Raw genomic sequence first — 15,527 nt, 5'->3', positions numbered from 1 at the left:
GGTGGTGCCGGCCCGCGGCCGGCACTACCGCTCATCACGCCGCTCCCGGCTATCCTCCGCCCATCATCCCGGGGAAAGGACACCATGCCTGTTGCCATGACCACCCGTTGGCTGGCCATTGCCCGCCGGCATCCTTCGGCCTGGTTGCTGGGCGCGCAGCTGCTGGCGGTGCTGCTGTATCCCGCGCTGGATGACACCGCCGCCGGCCGCGCGGCACTTGGCATGTTCGGCATGGCGGTACTCGGCCTGGCGCTGTGGGTGGTCCAGCGCAGCCCGCTGGGCACCTGGCTGGCGCTGTTGCTGGCCATTCCCTCGGTGGTGTTCTCGTTGGCAGGTGCATTGCTCGAGCGCACCGCATTGCTGACCACCGCGCAGGTGCTGGAGAGCCTGCTGTACTTCTACACGGCTGGCGCCCTGATTGCCTACATGCTCCAGGACCACAAGGTCACCCGCGACGAACTGTTCGCAGCTGGCGCAACCTTCACCCTGCTGGCGTGGGCGTTCGCCTTCGCGTTCGCGGTGTGCCAGCAGTGGTATCCGGGCAGTTTCCAGGGCACCGGCGGGCAGGCGCAGCGCAGTTGGATGGAGCTGCTTTATCTCAGCTTCAGCTTGCTGTCTGGAGTCGGCTTGAGTGATGTCGTGCCGCTTCATCCACAGGCACGAGCACTGGTCATGCTGGAGCAGTTTTCCGGCGTGATGTACGTGGCTTTGGTGGTCTCGCGGCTGGTCGGATTGACCATGCTGCGGCGCATGTGAAAATGAACGCCAGATAAAAATTTCGCGCCCAAGAGGGCGCGAATGATGTCGCGAATTATGTGAATGCGTCGGCGAGAGAGAGCCTGATGTCGACCACGCGATAGGCGAGGTAACTTGCATAGGCTAGTATTCGCGCGCTCGATTGTTTTTGCGGTATGCGCCGATGCTTTGTGCGGAGTCTGGCTTTTCGCTGTTCCCAGGACGGGACCGTAACGAAGGCAAACACTGCCCGGGACCTGTCTCTACTGTGTAGCAGAAAATGAACAGCAGCGAAATACAGCCACCCGTGTCCGATCGGATACGGATAGGAGAGTGCATCGTCACTCTGTCCTCGCGCGAAGTCGAGGTCGTCGGTGCGCGTCGTCCGCGCCGGCTGACGCCGAAGGCGCTGGGCGTGCTGCGCGTGCTGCTGCGGCAGCCGGGCCGTGTGGTCACCCGCGACGAGTTGTTCGCCGAGGTGTGGCCGGACACGCTGCCGACCAACGATGTGCTGACGCAGGCCGTTACCCAGCTGCGCAAGGCGTTCAGCAACGACGACGACAGCGGCCAGGCCTACATCGAGACCATTGCCAAGACCGGCTATCGGCTTCTGGTACCGGTACAGGCGCTGGACGATGCGGAGCCGTCGGCTGCGGGCTTGCCTGACGACGAAGGTGTGGACGTGCAGCCCGCACTCGCCGCCGCTGCGGTGCTGCCCGCGCGCGCGCAGGAATCGCGCCGCCGCTGGCGCCATGTCCGCCGCCGCGTGCTGCTGGCGCTGGGCGTGTTGATGCTGGCCACGCTGCTGGTGATGACCACGCTGCTGCTGCGCCGCGCACCGGCCAGCAGTTCGCCGGTGGAGGCCGCCGTGGAGAACGGCACGCGGGTGATCGGCAGCCCCCAGCGTCCCTATCGGTTGATCACCGCAACCAGCGGCTTTGAAACCTATCCCACGCTGTCACCGGATGGTTCGCTGGTGGCCTATGAAGGCGCCAACGAAGATGGCAACGGCGGTGGTGCGATCAAGGTACAGACCTCCGGCAACGCGCCGGCGCGCCAGTTGCTGGCGCCGCCGGCCGGTGCCGTCGATCGATTCCCGAACTGGTCGCCGGATGGTCGCGAAATTGCCTTCGCACGGTTCTCCGCCGACGGTGGCTGCCAGGTGCTGATCGCCAGCGCAACCGGTGGCGCCCTGCGCCAGGCCACGCGCTGCGATGGCACTGAGCTGCTCAGCTTCGACTGGACGCCCGATGGTCGCGGCCTGGTGTTCGGCAGCATGGTCGGGCGCTACGCGCACCGTGGCATCCGCGTGCTGGACCTGGCCAGTGGTCAGTGGCGCGCGCTGGCGTACAGCGTCGACCAGGACGACTTCGACTACGCACCGCGCTACTCGCCCGATGGGCAATGGCTGGTGTTCGTGCGCAATCCGCAGCTGGGCGATCTGTGGCGGGTGCCGGCCGCGGGCGGTAAGCCCGAGCAGCTGACCAACGAGGCGGCAGAGCTGCGCGGATGGGCCTGGCTGGACGATGGCCGCACCATCGTGTTCGGTCGCCGCGTCGACAGCGAGGCGCGGCTCTATTATCTGGACGTCGAGCGGCACACGCTGCGCGATGCCGGCCTGGATGATGCGCAGTGGCCCGCCGTGTCGCGACGTGGCGGGATGCTGGCCTTCGTCCACCGGCGCGCGCAGTTCGGCGTGTTCAAGGTGCCGGTGCAGGGCAGCGGCGCGCCCGAACGCCTGTTTGCATCCAGTGGCCGCGATGGGCAGCCGATGGCAGCGCCGGATGGCCGCCAGCTGGTCTTCACCTCGGATCGCTCCGGCAGCTTCGCCCTGTGGTGGGCGGACATGCAGCGGCCGGATTCGCTGCGCCCCATTGAAGGGCTGCGGCCGGAAGCGCGGCAGGCACCGGACTGGTCGGCCGACAGCCGCCAGCTGCTCGTGGTCGGCCGCGACGCGCATGGGCGCACGGTGGTCTACGAGATCGCGCCACGCGATGAACGCCTGCAACCTTTGCCGGTCCCGGCCGAACAGCCGCTGCAGGCCCTGTATGGCGCGTCGCCGGAGCAGTTGTTTGTGGTCGAGCGCGATGCCGACCAGCGCACCCGGTTGAGTCTGTTCGACCGCAGCACCCAGCCCTGGCGCCGGTTGGCCAGCATCGAAGGGGTGTCGCAGGCGCGCTTCGACCGCAGCAGTGGCCGCGTGTTGTTCACCCGCCTGGCCGCAGGTGGCCTGTGGTCGGCCGACGCCGCGTTGTCGTCAGGCAGCGTGCAGCAGATCAGCGATGACCGGCCCAGCCGCTGGCGATACCGGGCCTGGACCGTGGCCGGCAACACTGGCGTCGGTTACCTCGGCACTTCGAGCACGTGTGGCACCACCTTCGTGCGCATCCTGCCCGGCCGCGCGGAGCCGGAACGCTGCCTGGATGCGGAACGGCTCAGCGCCGGCAACGGACTCAGCGCCAGCGCTGACGGGCGTGACCTGTTCGTGGCGATGGCGGTCAGCGATGGTGCCGACATCGGTGTGATGCGGTTGCCCGAACGCCCCCCCGCGCTGTTTCCGGCGTTCTCCAAGTTATTGTTTTTCAGTGGAAATGGGCCTTCGTAATTTCTTCGTCTGGATCTCGTCGCGAATTCGTGGCGATCTCGTCGGACTTTCCTGACGCGGTGCCGCCTGATTAGGCAAAACGGAGTCCTGTACTAGGCAAATCCGTGGTGCCCCCATGCGTCAACTCTCGCTGGCCGATCGCGGCCAAACCGTCTCCCTGGACCGGTCGCTCGACGATGTCACGCCGACCTGCCTGGGCGTGGCCCGGCTGGGCAGCCTGCAGACCGCCGGCTCCAGCTTCACTGTCTGGATGCAGGTGCGTGGCAGTTCGTGGGTGGAGGCCAAGGAAGGACGATTCCGCCTGCGCCAGGGCGAGTGGATCGCCTTCGAAAAGGAATCGCGGCCGTTGGTGCAGGCCGGTCGCAACGGGTTGTGCGTTGGCCTGAACCTGAACGTTGAAGCGCTTCGCGTGCTGACCGAGATGGCCGACTGTGGCCTGTATGCCGGTCGTGGCCGCATGAACCGCAGTGACGCCCGCGTTGCGCTGCGCTTGTGGCGCGATGCGCTGGCCAGCGGCCAGCCGGCCCAGGCCTTGCGTCCGCTGCTGCTGCACCTTGCTGGCCTGCAGCGTGGCCTGGCCGACAACGTGCAGCGCTGCCCAGGCCGCTCGCGCAGCCGCAAGCGCCAGGTGTTCGGCCGCATGCAGCGTGCGCGCCTCTATCTGGAAGGCAACAGCCACCGGGTGGTGCGCATCGGCGAACTGGCCGAACTGACCAACTTCTCCAGCTGGTACCTCTCCAAGACCTTCCAGAGCCTGTACGAGGAAAGCCCGCAGTCGCTTTCGGCACGACTGCGCCTCGAACGCGCCGCTGATCTGCTGCGCGACACCGACATGATGGTGGGCGAGGTCGCTGCCGCCAGCGGTTTCGACAACTGCTGCAGCTTCGCGCGTGCGTTCCGCGCCCGCTACGGCCAGTCCGCGTCGCGCTTCAGGGAGAACGGCGGCTTGCTCCCGCCACAATCCGCAAAGTCTCCGGTTGGTTCGCGCAAATACAGCGCTGCAACGCAATCGTAACGTGCTGGGGTGTTTTAACACGCTGCTAACACGTACCTTGGAGAGATAGATGAACGTTCGTAATCCCGCAGTGCGGTTCGGCTTGCTGCCGGCCGGCATTGCGCTGGCGCTGGCGCCGGCCTTTGCTTCGGCTCAGGAAGCAAAGGGCACCACCGACCTGGACCGCATTTCGGTCACCGGCTCGCGCATCCGCGGCGCCTCGGTGGAGACCCAGCAGCCGATCCTGACGATGACCCGCGAATCCCTGGAAAAGCAGGGCTTCTCGAGCGTCGCCGACGTGCTGAACAACCTGACCTCGGCCGGTTCCCCGGCCATTTCGCGTTCGGAGTCGCTGGCTTCGGGCGAGAACGTGGGCGGCTACTACGTCGACATCCGCAACCTGGGCGCCGAGCGCACCCTGGTGCTGATGAACGGCAAGCGCCTGGGCGCTTCGACCTCGGGTCTGCAGGACCTGAGCCAGATCCCGATGTCGGCCGTTGAGCGCATCGAGATCCTGAAGGACGGCGCCTCGTCGATCTACGGTTCCGACGCCATTGCCGGCGTGGTCAACGTGATCACCCGCAAGAACTTCGACGGCGGCGAAGCCAATGTCTACGTCGGCCAGTACGGCAAGGGCGACGGCGACAGCGAAACCTATTCGATGACCCTCGGTGCCCGCGGTGAGCGCGGCAGCCTGACCCTGTCGGCCGAGTACTCGAAGCAGGATCCGGTGTGGGCCAAGGACCGCTGGTACAGCCGTGACGGCTCGCTGGGTCCGAACTCCACCTCGGCTGATTGGAGCCCGATCAGCCAGAACGGCAGCTGGTGCAACCCGAAGCTGTACGACTGCAGCAAGTCGAGCGCGGTGTGGCAGACCCTGAACCCGGGTGGCAATCCGAAGAACCCGAACGACTACCACGCGATCACCGAAGACGAGTTCGCCAACTCGAACGAGCAGATGACCCTGCTGACCGGTGTGAAGCGCAAGTCGGTCTACATCAACGGCACCTACGACTTCACCGATTCGATCAGCCTGAACACCGACGTGCTCTACAACGAGCGCCAGACGTTCCAGCAGATCGCCGGCTATCCGTACCAGTCCGCTTCCAAGTCGATCAACACCCCGCTGTCGGCAGACAGCGCCTTCAACCCGGTTGGCCAGGACGTCAGCTTCCGCCGCCGCCTGTGGGAAGTGCCGCGTACCACTGACAGCCAGCTGAAGACCCTGCGCTTCGCTCCGACCCTGACCGGCTTCTTCGAGCTGGGTGGCAAGACCTTCGACTGGGATGTCGGCGCGCTGTGGAACCGCAACGAGTCGATCAAGAGCAACCGCGGTGACATGAGCCTGATCGGCGCGCGTCAGGCGCTGGGCCCGTCGTTCATCGATGCCGGTGGCGTTGCCCGCTGCGGCACCGCCGCCAACCCGATCCTGGGCGATTGCCGTCCGTGGAACCCGCTGCTGCCGTACGGCGTTGAGGGTCAGGGCTCGCTGGCGAACCAGGAGCTGCAGGACTTCCTGTTCCCGACCTTCACCACCCGTGGCGTCACCAAGACCACCAGCTTCACCGCCAACCTGTCGGGCGCCATCGTGACCCTGCCGGCCGGCGACCTGGGCTTCGCCCTGGGTGTCGAGCACCGCAAGGAAGAAGGCAGCTACGTGCCGGACGCCTTCGCACAGTCGGGCCAGTCCACCGGCCTGGGCCAGAAGCCGACCCGCGGCCAGTACGATCTGAACGAGGTCTACCTCGAACTGAACGTGCCGCTGCTGGCCGACATGGCCTTCGCCAAGGAACTGACCCTGAACGTTGCCAGCCGTTATTCGGACTACAGCAACTTCGGTGGCACCACCAACAGCAAGTTCGGCCTGACCTGGCGTCCGCTGGATGAACTGCTGGTCCGCGGCACCTACGCCGAGGGCTTCCGCGCTCCGACCATCAGCGACCTGTACGGTGGCCTGAGCTCGAGCTTCGAGTCCTACATCGATCCGTGCGGCGTGAAGGCTCCGGGCAGCGTTGCAGGCAATGCCGCGTGCTCCGGCGCAGGCGTGCCGGCCAACTACGTGCAGCTGGGCCAGGCAGGCAAGGAATGTTCGACCCTGCCGTGCCAGTCGGGTGACCAGTTCATCTCGGGTGCCAATCCGAACCTGAAGCCGGAAACCTCCAAGAGCACCACCTTCGGCCTGGTGTGGAGCCCGCGTTGGGTGCAGGGCCTGGACGTGTCGCTGGATTGGTACAAGTACGAAATCAGCGACATGATCATCGCTGACAGCGTCGACCGCATCCTGCGTGACTGCTACGTGCTGGGTAACGCTTCGCGCTGCTCGAGCGTGACCCGTGCGGCTGACGGCCACGTCAGTGCGATCACCTACGGCACCGCCAACCTCGGCAAGATGGAAACCCAGGGCTACGATCTGGGCATCAAGTACCGCCTGCCGGAACTGGCCATTGGTCAGTTCAGCATCGACTGGCAGACCAGCTACACCGCCAAGTACGACGAGCAGCGCCAGAACAGCGCGGGCGACAACATCATGGTCGGCCGCGTCAGCGAGCCGGGCCTGTTCCGCGTGCGTTCGAACCTGGGCGTCAACTGGCAGTACGGCGATTTCGGTGTGAACTACACCGCGCGCTACTACTCGGGCATGAAGGAAAGCTGCATCTCGCTGGCTGACGGCTGGTGCGATGCTCCGAACCACATGGCCAACGGTGAGACCGATCCGCTGCGTCACACCGGTTCCAACACCTTCCACGACCTGCAGGTCAGCTGGAAGGCGCCGTGGGATGCGACCATCGCCCTGGGCGCGAACAATGTGTTCGACCACAAGGGTGCCCTGCAGTACTCGGCTCCGAACTCGGCGTTCGCCTACTACGGCGGCTTCGACGTGGGTCGCTTCCTGTACATGAAGTACACCCAGCGCTTCTGATCCATCGAAGTGCGGTAGCAACAGAAGGAGGGCGGACCGCAAGGTCCGCCCTTTTTCTTGTAGGGGAATTCCGGAAATTGTTGGAAGGTGAGCGCAGTCACGGTCCCGTCGTGTCGTAATCAACACAGTCAGGAGGTCCACTACCGGACGCTTGCATGTGGAGAGGGATATGAAGAACACGTTGCTGCGGCAGGCATCCGCCGCTGCATTGATCTACGCAACGCTGGTGGGCGCAGTGTTCGCGCAGGGCCTCGGGGTCTGCGGCGGTGGGCTCTACTGTGAGGAGTTCCGCCAGCAGTGCCTGGCCAGTGGCAAGTCACCGGTCATCTGCGAGTCGCAGTACCGTCGCTGCGTGCAGGACGCCTGCGGTACCCGCTGACATGGAAAGGGCGCACCTTGTGGGTGCGCCCTCTGTCATCCGGACATCATGCAACGCGCTCAGGCGTCGCTGGGCACCAGTCCCATCAGCGCATTGGCGTGTTCGCGCCATTGCGGCAGTTTGTTCAGCACGCCTGCGCGCTGCAGGTAGTCCTCGTCCACCGGATCGCCATTGACCAGCGCCAGGGCCACGTGCACCGCACCGGTCACCCAGAAGCTGCGGGTGTTGGCGCGCTGCGGCTGCAGGTGGAAGGCCACCGCTTCGATGATCGGCATCGGCAAGCCCCACAGGCCCAGCAGGTAGGCGCCGGCCTCGGCATGGCCAGGGCGGGTGTCGCCGGCCAGCGAGGGCTCGCTGCGCTCGTTGCGCACACCCGGCAGCAGCAGGCCGATGTCGGCCAGCAGCGCGGCAGTCGCTCCCAGTTCGGCACTGGATTCGGGCAGCAGGCGTGCGGCGAGCCGCGAGGCCAGCAGTGCGCGCTGTTGCAGCGAGTTGCGCTCGGCGGCCGACAGCGTCGGTGCGGAGAACACTTCGCTGGCCAGCACCAGGTCACGCAGCGTGGCCAGGCCCAGCCGGGTCACGGCGGTGCGCAGGTCGGCAATGGTGCGGCCCTGGCTGAAGAAGGCCGAGTTCGACAGTTGCAGCACCTTGGCGGCGATCGCCGGATCGGCGGCGACCAGCTTGGCGACATCGGCACTGTCGGCGTCGTCGTCATGTTCCAGGGCCTGGGTCAGGCTCAGGTACAGGTGCGGCGGCGAGGGCAGTTTCTCGATACGGCCGATGGCATCGCGCAGGCGCGGGCTGTCCAGCACTTCGCGCAGTTCTTCCAGGCTGGTCAGTGCCTCCAGCAGCACTTCCGGCGCCAGCGGCAGCGGCAGGAAGCGGTGGGCGACACCAATGAGGCGCGCCGGCGGCGGCCGGTTGCCATGCTGCGCATCGACCAGCGCGATGCGGATGGTCTCCGGGCGCAAGGTCCGGATCTGCCCCAGCAGCGTGGTGGCATTGAGATCCGGCAATTGCGGGCAGACGATCACCGCGTCCACGCCCTGCGTGGCCACCGCGGTCATCGCGGCCTGGCCATCGGTGGCGGTCAACGGCTGCCAGTCTTCCCCAAGATCGGCAATGAATTCGGTCAGCTCGGCCGGCAGGCTGGCTGCATCCCCAACAAGCAGAATACGCACGACACATTCCCCTGGCTGTCTCGACGATGGATGTCGATGACGTGTGAAGTGACGCAATTTACCTAATACGGCAGCAAGAGTGATGTGCCGTCGTCATGAAACGTGACCCGCATCGCTCCGGCAGGGTACCGCCGGAGCGATCCGGTTCAGGCTCAGGCCTTGCTGTCGAGATGGCGCTGGTGCGCCTCGATCAGGATCTGCTTGGCCTCAGCGGCGCCGCCCCAACCGTCCAGCTTGACCCACTTGCCCTTCTCCAGGTCCTTGTAGTGCTCGAAGAAGTGGCCGATGCGCTCCAGCCAGTGGCTCGAGACCTGGGCGATGTCTTCGACGTGGGCGTAGCCGCTGAAGATCTTCGAGACCGGCACGGCCAGGATCTTCTCGTCGCTGCCCGCCTCATCGCTCATCTTCAGCACGCCGACCGGACGGCAGCGCACGACCGAGCCCGGCACCAGCGGCAGCGGCAGCACCACCAGCACGTCGGCCGGATCGCCGTCGCCACACAGCGTGCTCGGCACGTAGCCGTAGTTGCACGGGTAGCGCATCGGGGTGGAGAGGATGCGGTCGACGAAGATCGCGCCGGTTTCCTTGTCCACTTCGTACTTCACCGGCTCCGAGTCCTTCGGGATCTCGATGATGACGTTGATTTCTTCCGGCGGGTTCTTGCCGGGCGAGACGAGTTCCAGACCCATGGTGTGCTCCAGGTGGGGGGGATATAGACGGATAGCTCACCATTTTATGCCTTTGCCGGGCGCTGTGCAGCGGGCGGGTGGCCGACCTGCCGACGCGGCAAGGCCTGACGGGGGGCGCCGCCCTTGGCCGATGGGCCAGGAGGGTCTGCCGGCGCAGGCTGGACGCTCATTCCCGAGGAGTTCCGCCGATGTCCTGGTATGCCCGATGCATGGGGGTCGTGCTGTTGCTGGCGTCCCTGCCTGTCTCCGCCCGCGGTCTGCACGTGGACCTGATCGATTACCCCCGGCCCGAGGCCAACTGGGAGCGCGCCTACGGGCTGCAGGCCGCCCTGGCAAGGGAGTTCGACCGGCTCTGTGCCGATACCTGGTGCGAAGGTGAGTACAGCAACTACCGGGTGATGGAGGTCCGCTGCGCGGTGCTGGCCCATCGCGGAACGGTGCAGCGCTGTGCCTGGGTGGTGGTGGCCAGCGAGCTGGCCGTGCAGGCCGATACCGGGGAGGTGCAGGTCGACAATGGCCGCTGGGTCTGTCCGTTGGAGTTGGGGCCAGGGGTACCTGTTGACGCCTTCCATGCTTCACTGGAAGCACCAGATGGCCTGACGGCGAACCTGCCTGGACTTGACCATGGCCTGTTCGACGCGCTGCCGGACTGCCTCCGGAAGACCGGGAGGGTGGGGTGATGCGCGTCTTCCCGGCACGATGGCTGGTCTGCGCGCTGCTGATGGCAGCCAACGCCCAGGCGACCCCTCAATTTGTCGATGCCCGTGACTACCCGAATCCGGCGACCGGGCGCGAGCGCTTCCTGGCGGCCGAACGTCTGTTGGTGCGCGGCTTTGACGATATCTGTGGGGATACCTTCTGCGAAGGGCAGTATTACAACCTGCGGGCGATGCGCTTGCGTTGCTCAGTGCAGCGGGCCACCGGTGTCGTGGCCCGTTGTGTCTGGACGTTCGCCGGGAGCTACACCTGGGTCCAGAAGACCGGGCAGATCGATGTTGACCAGGGACGCTATGCCTGCATGCTGCCACTGGCGGCGGGAACCCACTTGGACGAGCTGCTGGCAGCGTGGGAGCGCGCCGGGCATGAAGCCCTGCATGCCACCCTGCCCGGAACCAGCACCCACGTTTACGAGGGGCTGACTGATTGCCTGTGACCATTTTTTTCGACAATGCAAACGTGACTGATTCGCATTTGCGGAGTAGCATGCGCGGCGCCTCCCGTCTGTCGTCCCGGCTCCGCGCATGTCCTCCAATGCTGCCTCCCTCACCGAACTGCTGATCCGCGAGCGGCCAGCGCTGCTGCGCCGGGTGCAACGTATTCTGGGGGGCGACAACGGCGCCGAGGACGTGATCCAGGCGGTGTGGTTCAAGGTCCGTGGGGTCGATGACAGCCAAGCCATCGACAACCCACGCGCCTATCTGTATCGATTGGCCGCCAACCTCGCCACCGACCACGGCCGCGAGTCGACCCGGCGCAACCGCCTGCTGGCCGATCACTACCTGTGGGGGCCGGACGAGGTGATCTCGACCGAAGAGCAGGCCATGGCGCAGGACGAGCTGCAGCGGGTACTCGACGCGGCCGGCCATCTGCCGGAGCCGACCCGCACCATCTTCCGGCTCAACCGCCTTCAGGGCCTGACCCAGGCCGAGATCGCACGCCGCCTTGGGGTATCGGTGACCACGGTGGAGAATCACGTACGCACCGCGCTGCAGCGCCTGGCCTGGGCCCGCAGCGGCCGATGATCGCGCCGCCTTGGGGCTGGCCTTCGCGCAAACGTCTTGATCATTGGACCGTGGATGCGGCCCAGTTTCTCCGCCCCGCGCTTGAATGCGCCTGTCCGCCAGCCGATGAGCCCGCCGAACATGCTGCCTGCCGCCAATGACGATGCCCTGGCCGAGCAGGCCCGGGACTGGATCGCGTGGCTGGCCTCGGGCGATATCAGCGACGCGCGCATGCAGGCGTTCGAACACTGGCTGCAACAGCCGGGGCACCGCAGGGCCTTCGAACACGAGCGCGCGCTGTGGCGCAGCGTCGGGCCGCGAGCGCAGCCGGCCCGCGTGGCTGGTCGACGCCCGCGTCGACGGCGTTGGGCCATGGCTGCGGCGGCAATGCTGGCGATGCTGGTGGCATGGCCGGAGGCGTGGCTGCGCCTGCAGTCCGATCACCGCAGCACGCACCAGGTGCAGAACGTACTGCTGCCTGATGGCAGCCGTGCGGTGCTGGACGCCGACAGTGCGATTGCCGTGCACTTTGATGCGAACGCCCGCCAGGTCGAGCTGTTGCGCGGGCGTGCCTGGTTCGAGGTCAGTCCGGATGCGCAGCGACGTTTCAGCGTGCGCGCCGGCAATGGCGTGGTCGAGGACATCTCGACCGCCTTCACCGTGGCGCGGGGCCACGACCAGGTGGAAACCCAGGTCGGGCAGGGCAGGGTACGGATGGCCAGCCCGGTTGACGGTGGCTGGACCTACCTGCAGCAGGGCCAGCGCGCGGCCTACGGTGAACACAGTGGTGTGAGGCGATTGGGGGAGGTTGCGGCCGACAGCGTCGGCGCCTGGCGTCAGGGCGAGCTGCTGTTGGAACAGGCCCGCGTCGCTGACGCGGTGCAATGGGTGGGGCGCTATCGCGCTGGCCCGACCTTCGTGCGTGGTGATCTATCGCAGCTGCCGGCGGTAAGCGCGGCGTTGCGCATCGACCGCCCGGAACAGGCGCTGGATGCGCTGGCCGCGACGGCTGGATTGCAGGTGACCCGGCTGCCGCTCGGCGTCGCCATCGTCCATCGGTAGATCCACGCCATTGCCCCGGTGCCGACCAACGGTCGGCACCCACCACTGCAACCAGCCACGCAACCGTCGGCACCCACCACTGCAACCGGGCGCGCAACCGTCGGCACCTGCTTCGACTGCAAATCCCCTTGGGGTTGCCACGCTTTCATCCGTCTTACTCCGCGAACGTACCCGCCGCCGCCACGTACGTCGCCGTGTCCGCCCGTGTTGCGGATGACGCCGCGTTCGCGGCACCGATTACTTGACAGGTTCCCCCATGTTCGACTTCCATCGCCCGGGCCGCGTGCTGCGCCGGTCCCGCCTGTGCATCGCGTTGCTCGCCGCCGGCCTGGCCAGTGCCGCGCCGTCCGTACTGGCGCAGAGCGCCAGCAGCGACCACGCGGCCGTGCTGCGCTTCGATATTCCGGCGCAACCGCTGGATGACGCGCTGCGCAGCTACATGCGCCAGTCCGGTGTGCAGGTGGTCTATCCCGCATCGCTGGCACGTGGCGTAACTTCTCGCGCGGTCGGCGGCAGCCTGTCGGCCAACGAGGCGCTGCAGCAGCTGCTGCAGGGCAGTGGCCTGGCAGTGCGCCGGGTCAGCGCCGATGCGGTCACCCTGGAAGCGGCAACGCCGTTGCAGGCCGACAGTGGTGTGATCGTCACCGACACGCTGAGTGTGGCCGGCGACCGCGTCGGGAGCGGCGCGACCAGTGATGAAGCACGCCTGCTCGACAGCTATCGCAGCGTGGGTTCGACCACCACGCTCAATCGCACGCATCTGGAGCGTTTCCGCGGCACCTCCAACGGCGACATCGTCAAGGGTGTGGCCGGTGTCACCGCCGGTGATCCGCGCGTGGGCAACGGCTTCGACGTCAACATCCGCGGTATCCAGGGCCAGGGCCGCGTGCCGGTGATCATCGACGGTGGCCAGTCCAGCATGGATACCTACCGTGGCTACGCCGGCCAGTCGCAGCGCACCTACCTCGACCCGGACCTGATCTCCAGCCTGACCATCACCAAGGGCCCGAGCCTGCAGGCCGACGCGTCCGGTGGCATCGGCGGCGTGGTCGAGATGGAGACGTTGAAGATCGGTGACGTGCTGCGCGAGGGCCGCGACGTCGGCGTGCGCGTGCGCGGCGGCCTGGCCAATGGCAGTGCCAACAGCCTGCCGTCCTACAGTGCGGCACCGCGCACCGATCGCAGCGCCACCGGCAGCCAGTTCTTCAACGTGGCCGCCGCAGGGCACTGGGACCGCTTCGATCTGGTCGCCGCTTACGCCTACCGTGACAACGGCAACTACTTCTCCGGCCGCCACGGCTACGACGACTTCCCGCAGGATCGGCGCACGCTGGCGCCGCTGAATCCGCCGCGCACCGAGGTTTTCAATACCTCTTCGCGCTCGAAGTCGGCGCTGCTCAAGGGTACCTGGCGCATCGACGACACGCAGACGCTGGAAGCCGGCTATCGCCGCTATGAAGGCACTGCCGGCGAGATCATGGCCTCGCAGATCATCCGCGTGGATCGTGACCGCGTTCCACAGTGGGATCCGGGCCGCGTCGACATGGACAGCTACAGCCTGCGCTACCGCTTCAATCCGGACAGCGAGCTGATCGACCTGCGCGTCAACGCCGCGTACACCGACACCGACAGCGTGATGTACAACGGCCTGACCGGCATCACCCCATGGTACTTCGACCGCCGCACCGAGTGGTACGACGCGCCCAGCTTCAGTGGCGACCCCGGCTACAAGGATGCCTACCGCAATCCGCTGCGACAGAAGCGCTTCGGCCTGGATGTCAGCAATACCTCGAAGTTCGACACCCGGGCCGGCGTGTTCACGCTGGACTACGGCCTGTCCTACAGCGACGAAGACATCGCGCCGGGCAGTTCGGGGCCGGTCATGCACGACGATCTGGTCAACAACCGTTTCCTGCGCAACGCCGAGCGCAAGGAATACAGCGCGGTGGCCTCGCTGAAGTGGCAGCCCGATGAGCACTGGGAGCTGCTGGCCGGTGGCCGCTGGAACCGCGTGGATGTGCATGACCGCAACCGCCTGGCCACGCCTGATGCCTATGAGGTGCAGGGCCAGTACCGCTACACCGAGCTGCTCAATGGCAACCCGGCGCTGCCGTCGTGGCGGGCCAAGCGCATCGCGCTGCTGAACTGGTATCCAGATGCCAACGGCAACTTCACCCAGGAATCGCTGCTGGCCTCGCCGTACAAGAAGGGCACGGTGGCGGACATCGCGGGCTGGAATTTCTACAACGCCGGCAAGGCGCAGGACCTGAAGGTGCCGGTCAGCTGGACCTGGTCGCAGCCGATCCGCCGTCGCGACACCGCGTTCTCGCCGACCGCCAGCGTGGCCTACCGCTTCAGCGAAGACACCCTGGTCTACGTGAAGTACGCCGAAGGCACCAAGCTGCCGAGCCTGTTCGAGACCACGCTGGGCCTGTTCACCGCCGCCAAGCCGGTGGGCGAGTTGAAGCCGGAGCGCGCGCGCAGCTGGGAAATCGGTGCCAGCACCCTCCGCTACGACCTGTTCACCGCCGGCGACCGCCTGGCGCTGAAGCTGGCGTACTTCGATACCCGCATCGACGACCTGATCACCCGTGACTACCGCACGCTGTCGGCCGGCCTGATCCGCAACGTCGACCAGTTCAAGGTTTCGGGCATGGAGTTCCAGTCCAGCTATGACAGCGGCAAGGTATTTGCCGATCTGTCCGCGCACTACTACTTCAAGGCCAAGACCTGCGCGTCGGACATTGCCGCCGAACGCCGTGCCTATGGTGCTCAGCGGAAGAATGACGAGCTGGCCAACACGCCCGACTGCGTGGACGGCGGCTTCGAAGGCTCCTACACCAACACGCAGAACCCGCCGCGCTACATGGTCAACCTGACCCTGGGCTCGCGCCTGTTCGACGAGCGCCTGGCCTTCGGCACCCGCGTGGTCCACAACGCCGGCCCGATCAGCAAGCTGGACAAGGACTGGAACGTGGGCCTGTCGGCGATCCAGCAGTTGTACCGGCCGACCACGCTGGTCGACCTGTTCGCCAGCTGGAGCTTCAACGACCAGCTCTCGGTGGAAGCCGGCGTGGACAACCTGACCGATCGTTACTACCTGGACCCGCTGGCCCTGGGCGTGATGCCGGCACCGGGCCGCACCGCGCGGCTGGCGCTGACCTGGAAGTACTGATCGGTCGCGGATGAGCGCTGGGGTCGGATCCCTTTCCTCCGGAAAGGATGAGCGGCGGGGCCGGAT

General features: G+C 66.4%; 12 protein-coding genes. 10 read left to right on the top strand and 2 right to left on the bottom strand.

Annotated features, from left to right (window positions below; translation table 11 throughout):
- Positions 1-84: 84 nt before the first annotated feature.
- From AC5P6H_RS01240 to AC5P6H_RS01220, 5 genes are all read left to right on the top strand, one after another.
- Positions 85-756: an ion channel gene (locus tag AC5P6H_RS01240; RefSeq protein WP_014648329.1), complete on the top strand. Its 672-nt coding sequence runs from the start codon at positions 85-87 to the stop codon at positions 754-756.
- Positions 757-1,015: 259 nt separating this feature from the next.
- The gene (locus tag AC5P6H_RS01235) at positions 1,016-3,340 is read left to right on the top strand and encodes a winged helix-turn-helix domain-containing protein (protein ID WP_046432401.1); all 2,325 of its coding nucleotides are present in this window, start codon (positions 1,016-1,018) and stop codon (positions 3,338-3,340) included.
- A 115-nt stretch (positions 3,341-3,455) separates the two neighbouring features.
- Positions 3,456-4,355 carry a helix-turn-helix transcriptional regulator gene (locus tag AC5P6H_RS01230; protein ID WP_032955994.1) on the top strand — a complete coding sequence of 300 codons (900 nt, stop codon included), beginning with the start codon at positions 3,456-3,458 and terminating at the stop codon, positions 4,353-4,355.
- Positions 4,356-4,404: 49 nt separating this feature from the next.
- Positions 4,405-7,254, top strand: a complete 2,850-nt coding sequence (locus AC5P6H_RS01225) for a TonB-dependent receptor plug domain-containing protein (RefSeq protein ID WP_014648326.1) — start codon at positions 4,405-4,407, stop codon at positions 7,252-7,254.
- A 169-nt stretch (positions 7,255-7,423) separates the two neighbouring features.
- Positions 7,424-7,633 carry a hypothetical protein gene (locus AC5P6H_RS01220; RefSeq protein WP_014648325.1) on the top strand — a complete coding sequence of 70 codons (210 nt, stop codon included), beginning with the start codon at positions 7,424-7,426 and terminating at the stop codon, positions 7,631-7,633.
- A 59-nt stretch (positions 7,634-7,692) separates the two neighbouring features.
- On the opposite strand, the gene AC5P6H_RS01215 is transcribed toward AC5P6H_RS01220, so the two are convergent.
- Positions 7,693-8,814, bottom strand: coding sequence for an HDOD domain-containing protein (locus AC5P6H_RS01215; RefSeq protein ID WP_014038392.1), 1,122 nt, complete (start codon positions 8,812-8,814; stop codon positions 7,693-7,695).
- Between the two features lie 152 nt (positions 8,815-8,966).
- Positions 8,967-9,503, bottom strand: coding sequence for an inorganic diphosphatase (ppa, locus tag AC5P6H_RS01210; protein ID WP_005410935.1), 537 nt, complete (start codon positions 9,501-9,503; stop codon positions 8,967-8,969).
- A 188-nt stretch (positions 9,504-9,691) separates the two neighbouring features.
- On the opposite strand from ppa, the gene AC5P6H_RS01205 reads away from it, so the two are divergent.
- From AC5P6H_RS01205 to AC5P6H_RS01185, 5 genes are all read left to right on the top strand, one after another.
- On the top strand, positions 9,692-10,183 hold the full coding sequence (locus AC5P6H_RS01205) for a hypothetical protein (protein WP_126411341.1): 492 nt from the start codon (positions 9,692-9,694) through the stop codon (positions 10,181-10,183).
- On the top strand, positions 10,183-10,656 hold the full coding sequence (locus AC5P6H_RS01200) for a hypothetical protein (RefSeq protein WP_227864224.1): 474 nt from the start codon (positions 10,183-10,185) through the stop codon (positions 10,654-10,656). The genes AC5P6H_RS01205 and AC5P6H_RS01200 overlap by 1 nt, the downstream gene beginning before the upstream one ends.
- 88 nt (positions 10,657-10,744) lie before the next feature.
- The gene (locus tag AC5P6H_RS01195; protein ID WP_495202245.1) at positions 10,745-11,245 is read left to right on the top strand and encodes an RNA polymerase sigma factor; all 501 of its coding nucleotides are present in this window, start codon (positions 10,745-10,747) and stop codon (positions 11,243-11,245) included.
- Between the two features lie 105 nt (positions 11,246-11,350).
- Positions 11,351-12,286, top strand: coding sequence for a FecR family protein (locus AC5P6H_RS01190; RefSeq protein WP_495202244.1), 936 nt, complete (start codon positions 11,351-11,353; stop codon positions 12,284-12,286).
- Between the two features lie 256 nt (positions 12,287-12,542).
- Positions 12,543-15,461 (top strand): TonB-dependent receptor, encoded by a 2,919-nt coding sequence (locus AC5P6H_RS01185; protein ID WP_495202243.1) that lies wholly within the window; start codon positions 12,543-12,545, stop codon positions 15,459-15,461.
- Positions 15,462-15,527 lie beyond the last annotated feature (66 nt).

The sequence above is a fragment of the Stenotrophomonas sp. YJH_SMC_110 genome (assembly GCF_059369255.1).
This window is presented reverse-complemented; position numbering and strand designations above follow the sequence as displayed.

What these genes read in the sequence shown, in the direction of transcription:
- AC5P6H_RS01190 (WP_495202244.1), top strand. Translation starts at nt 11,351, where the DNA reads ATGAGCCCGCCGAACATGCTGCCTGCCGCCAATGACGATGCCCTGGCC.
- AC5P6H_RS01230 (WP_032955994.1), top strand. Translation starts at nt 3,456, where the DNA reads ATGCGTCAACTCTCGCTGGCCGATCGCGGCCAAACCGTCTCCCTGGAC.
- AC5P6H_RS01240 (WP_014648329.1), top strand. Translation starts at nt 85, where the DNA reads ATGCCTGTTGCCATGACCACCCGTTGGCTGGCCATTGCCCGCCGGCAT.
- AC5P6H_RS01205 (WP_126411341.1), top strand. Translation starts at nt 9,692, where the DNA reads ATGTCCTGGTATGCCCGATGCATGGGGGTCGTGCTGTTGCTGGCGTCC.
- AC5P6H_RS01195 (WP_495202245.1), top strand. Translation starts at nt 10,745, where the DNA reads ATGTCCTCCAATGCTGCCTCCCTCACCGAACTGCTGATCCGCGAGCGG.
- AC5P6H_RS01185 (WP_495202243.1), top strand. Translation starts at nt 12,543, where the DNA reads ATGTTCGACTTCCATCGCCCGGGCCGCGTGCTGCGCCGGTCCCGCCTG.
- AC5P6H_RS01220 (WP_014648325.1), top strand. Translation starts at nt 7,424, where the DNA reads ATGAAGAACACGTTGCTGCGGCAGGCATCCGCCGCTGCATTGATCTAC.
- AC5P6H_RS01225 (WP_014648326.1), top strand. Translation starts at nt 4,405, where the DNA reads ATGAACGTTCGTAATCCCGCAGTGCGGTTCGGCTTGCTGCCGGCCGGC.
- AC5P6H_RS01200 (WP_227864224.1), top strand. Translation starts at nt 10,183, where the DNA reads ATGCGCGTCTTCCCGGCACGATGGCTGGTCTGCGCGCTGCTGATGGCA.
- ppa (WP_005410935.1), bottom strand. Translation starts at nt 9,503, where the DNA reads ATGGGTCTGGAACTCGTCTCGCCCGGCAAGAACCCGCCGGAAGAAATC.
- AC5P6H_RS01235 (WP_046432401.1), top strand. Translation starts at nt 1,016, where the DNA reads ATGAACAGCAGCGAAATACAGCCACCCGTGTCCGATCGGATACGGATA.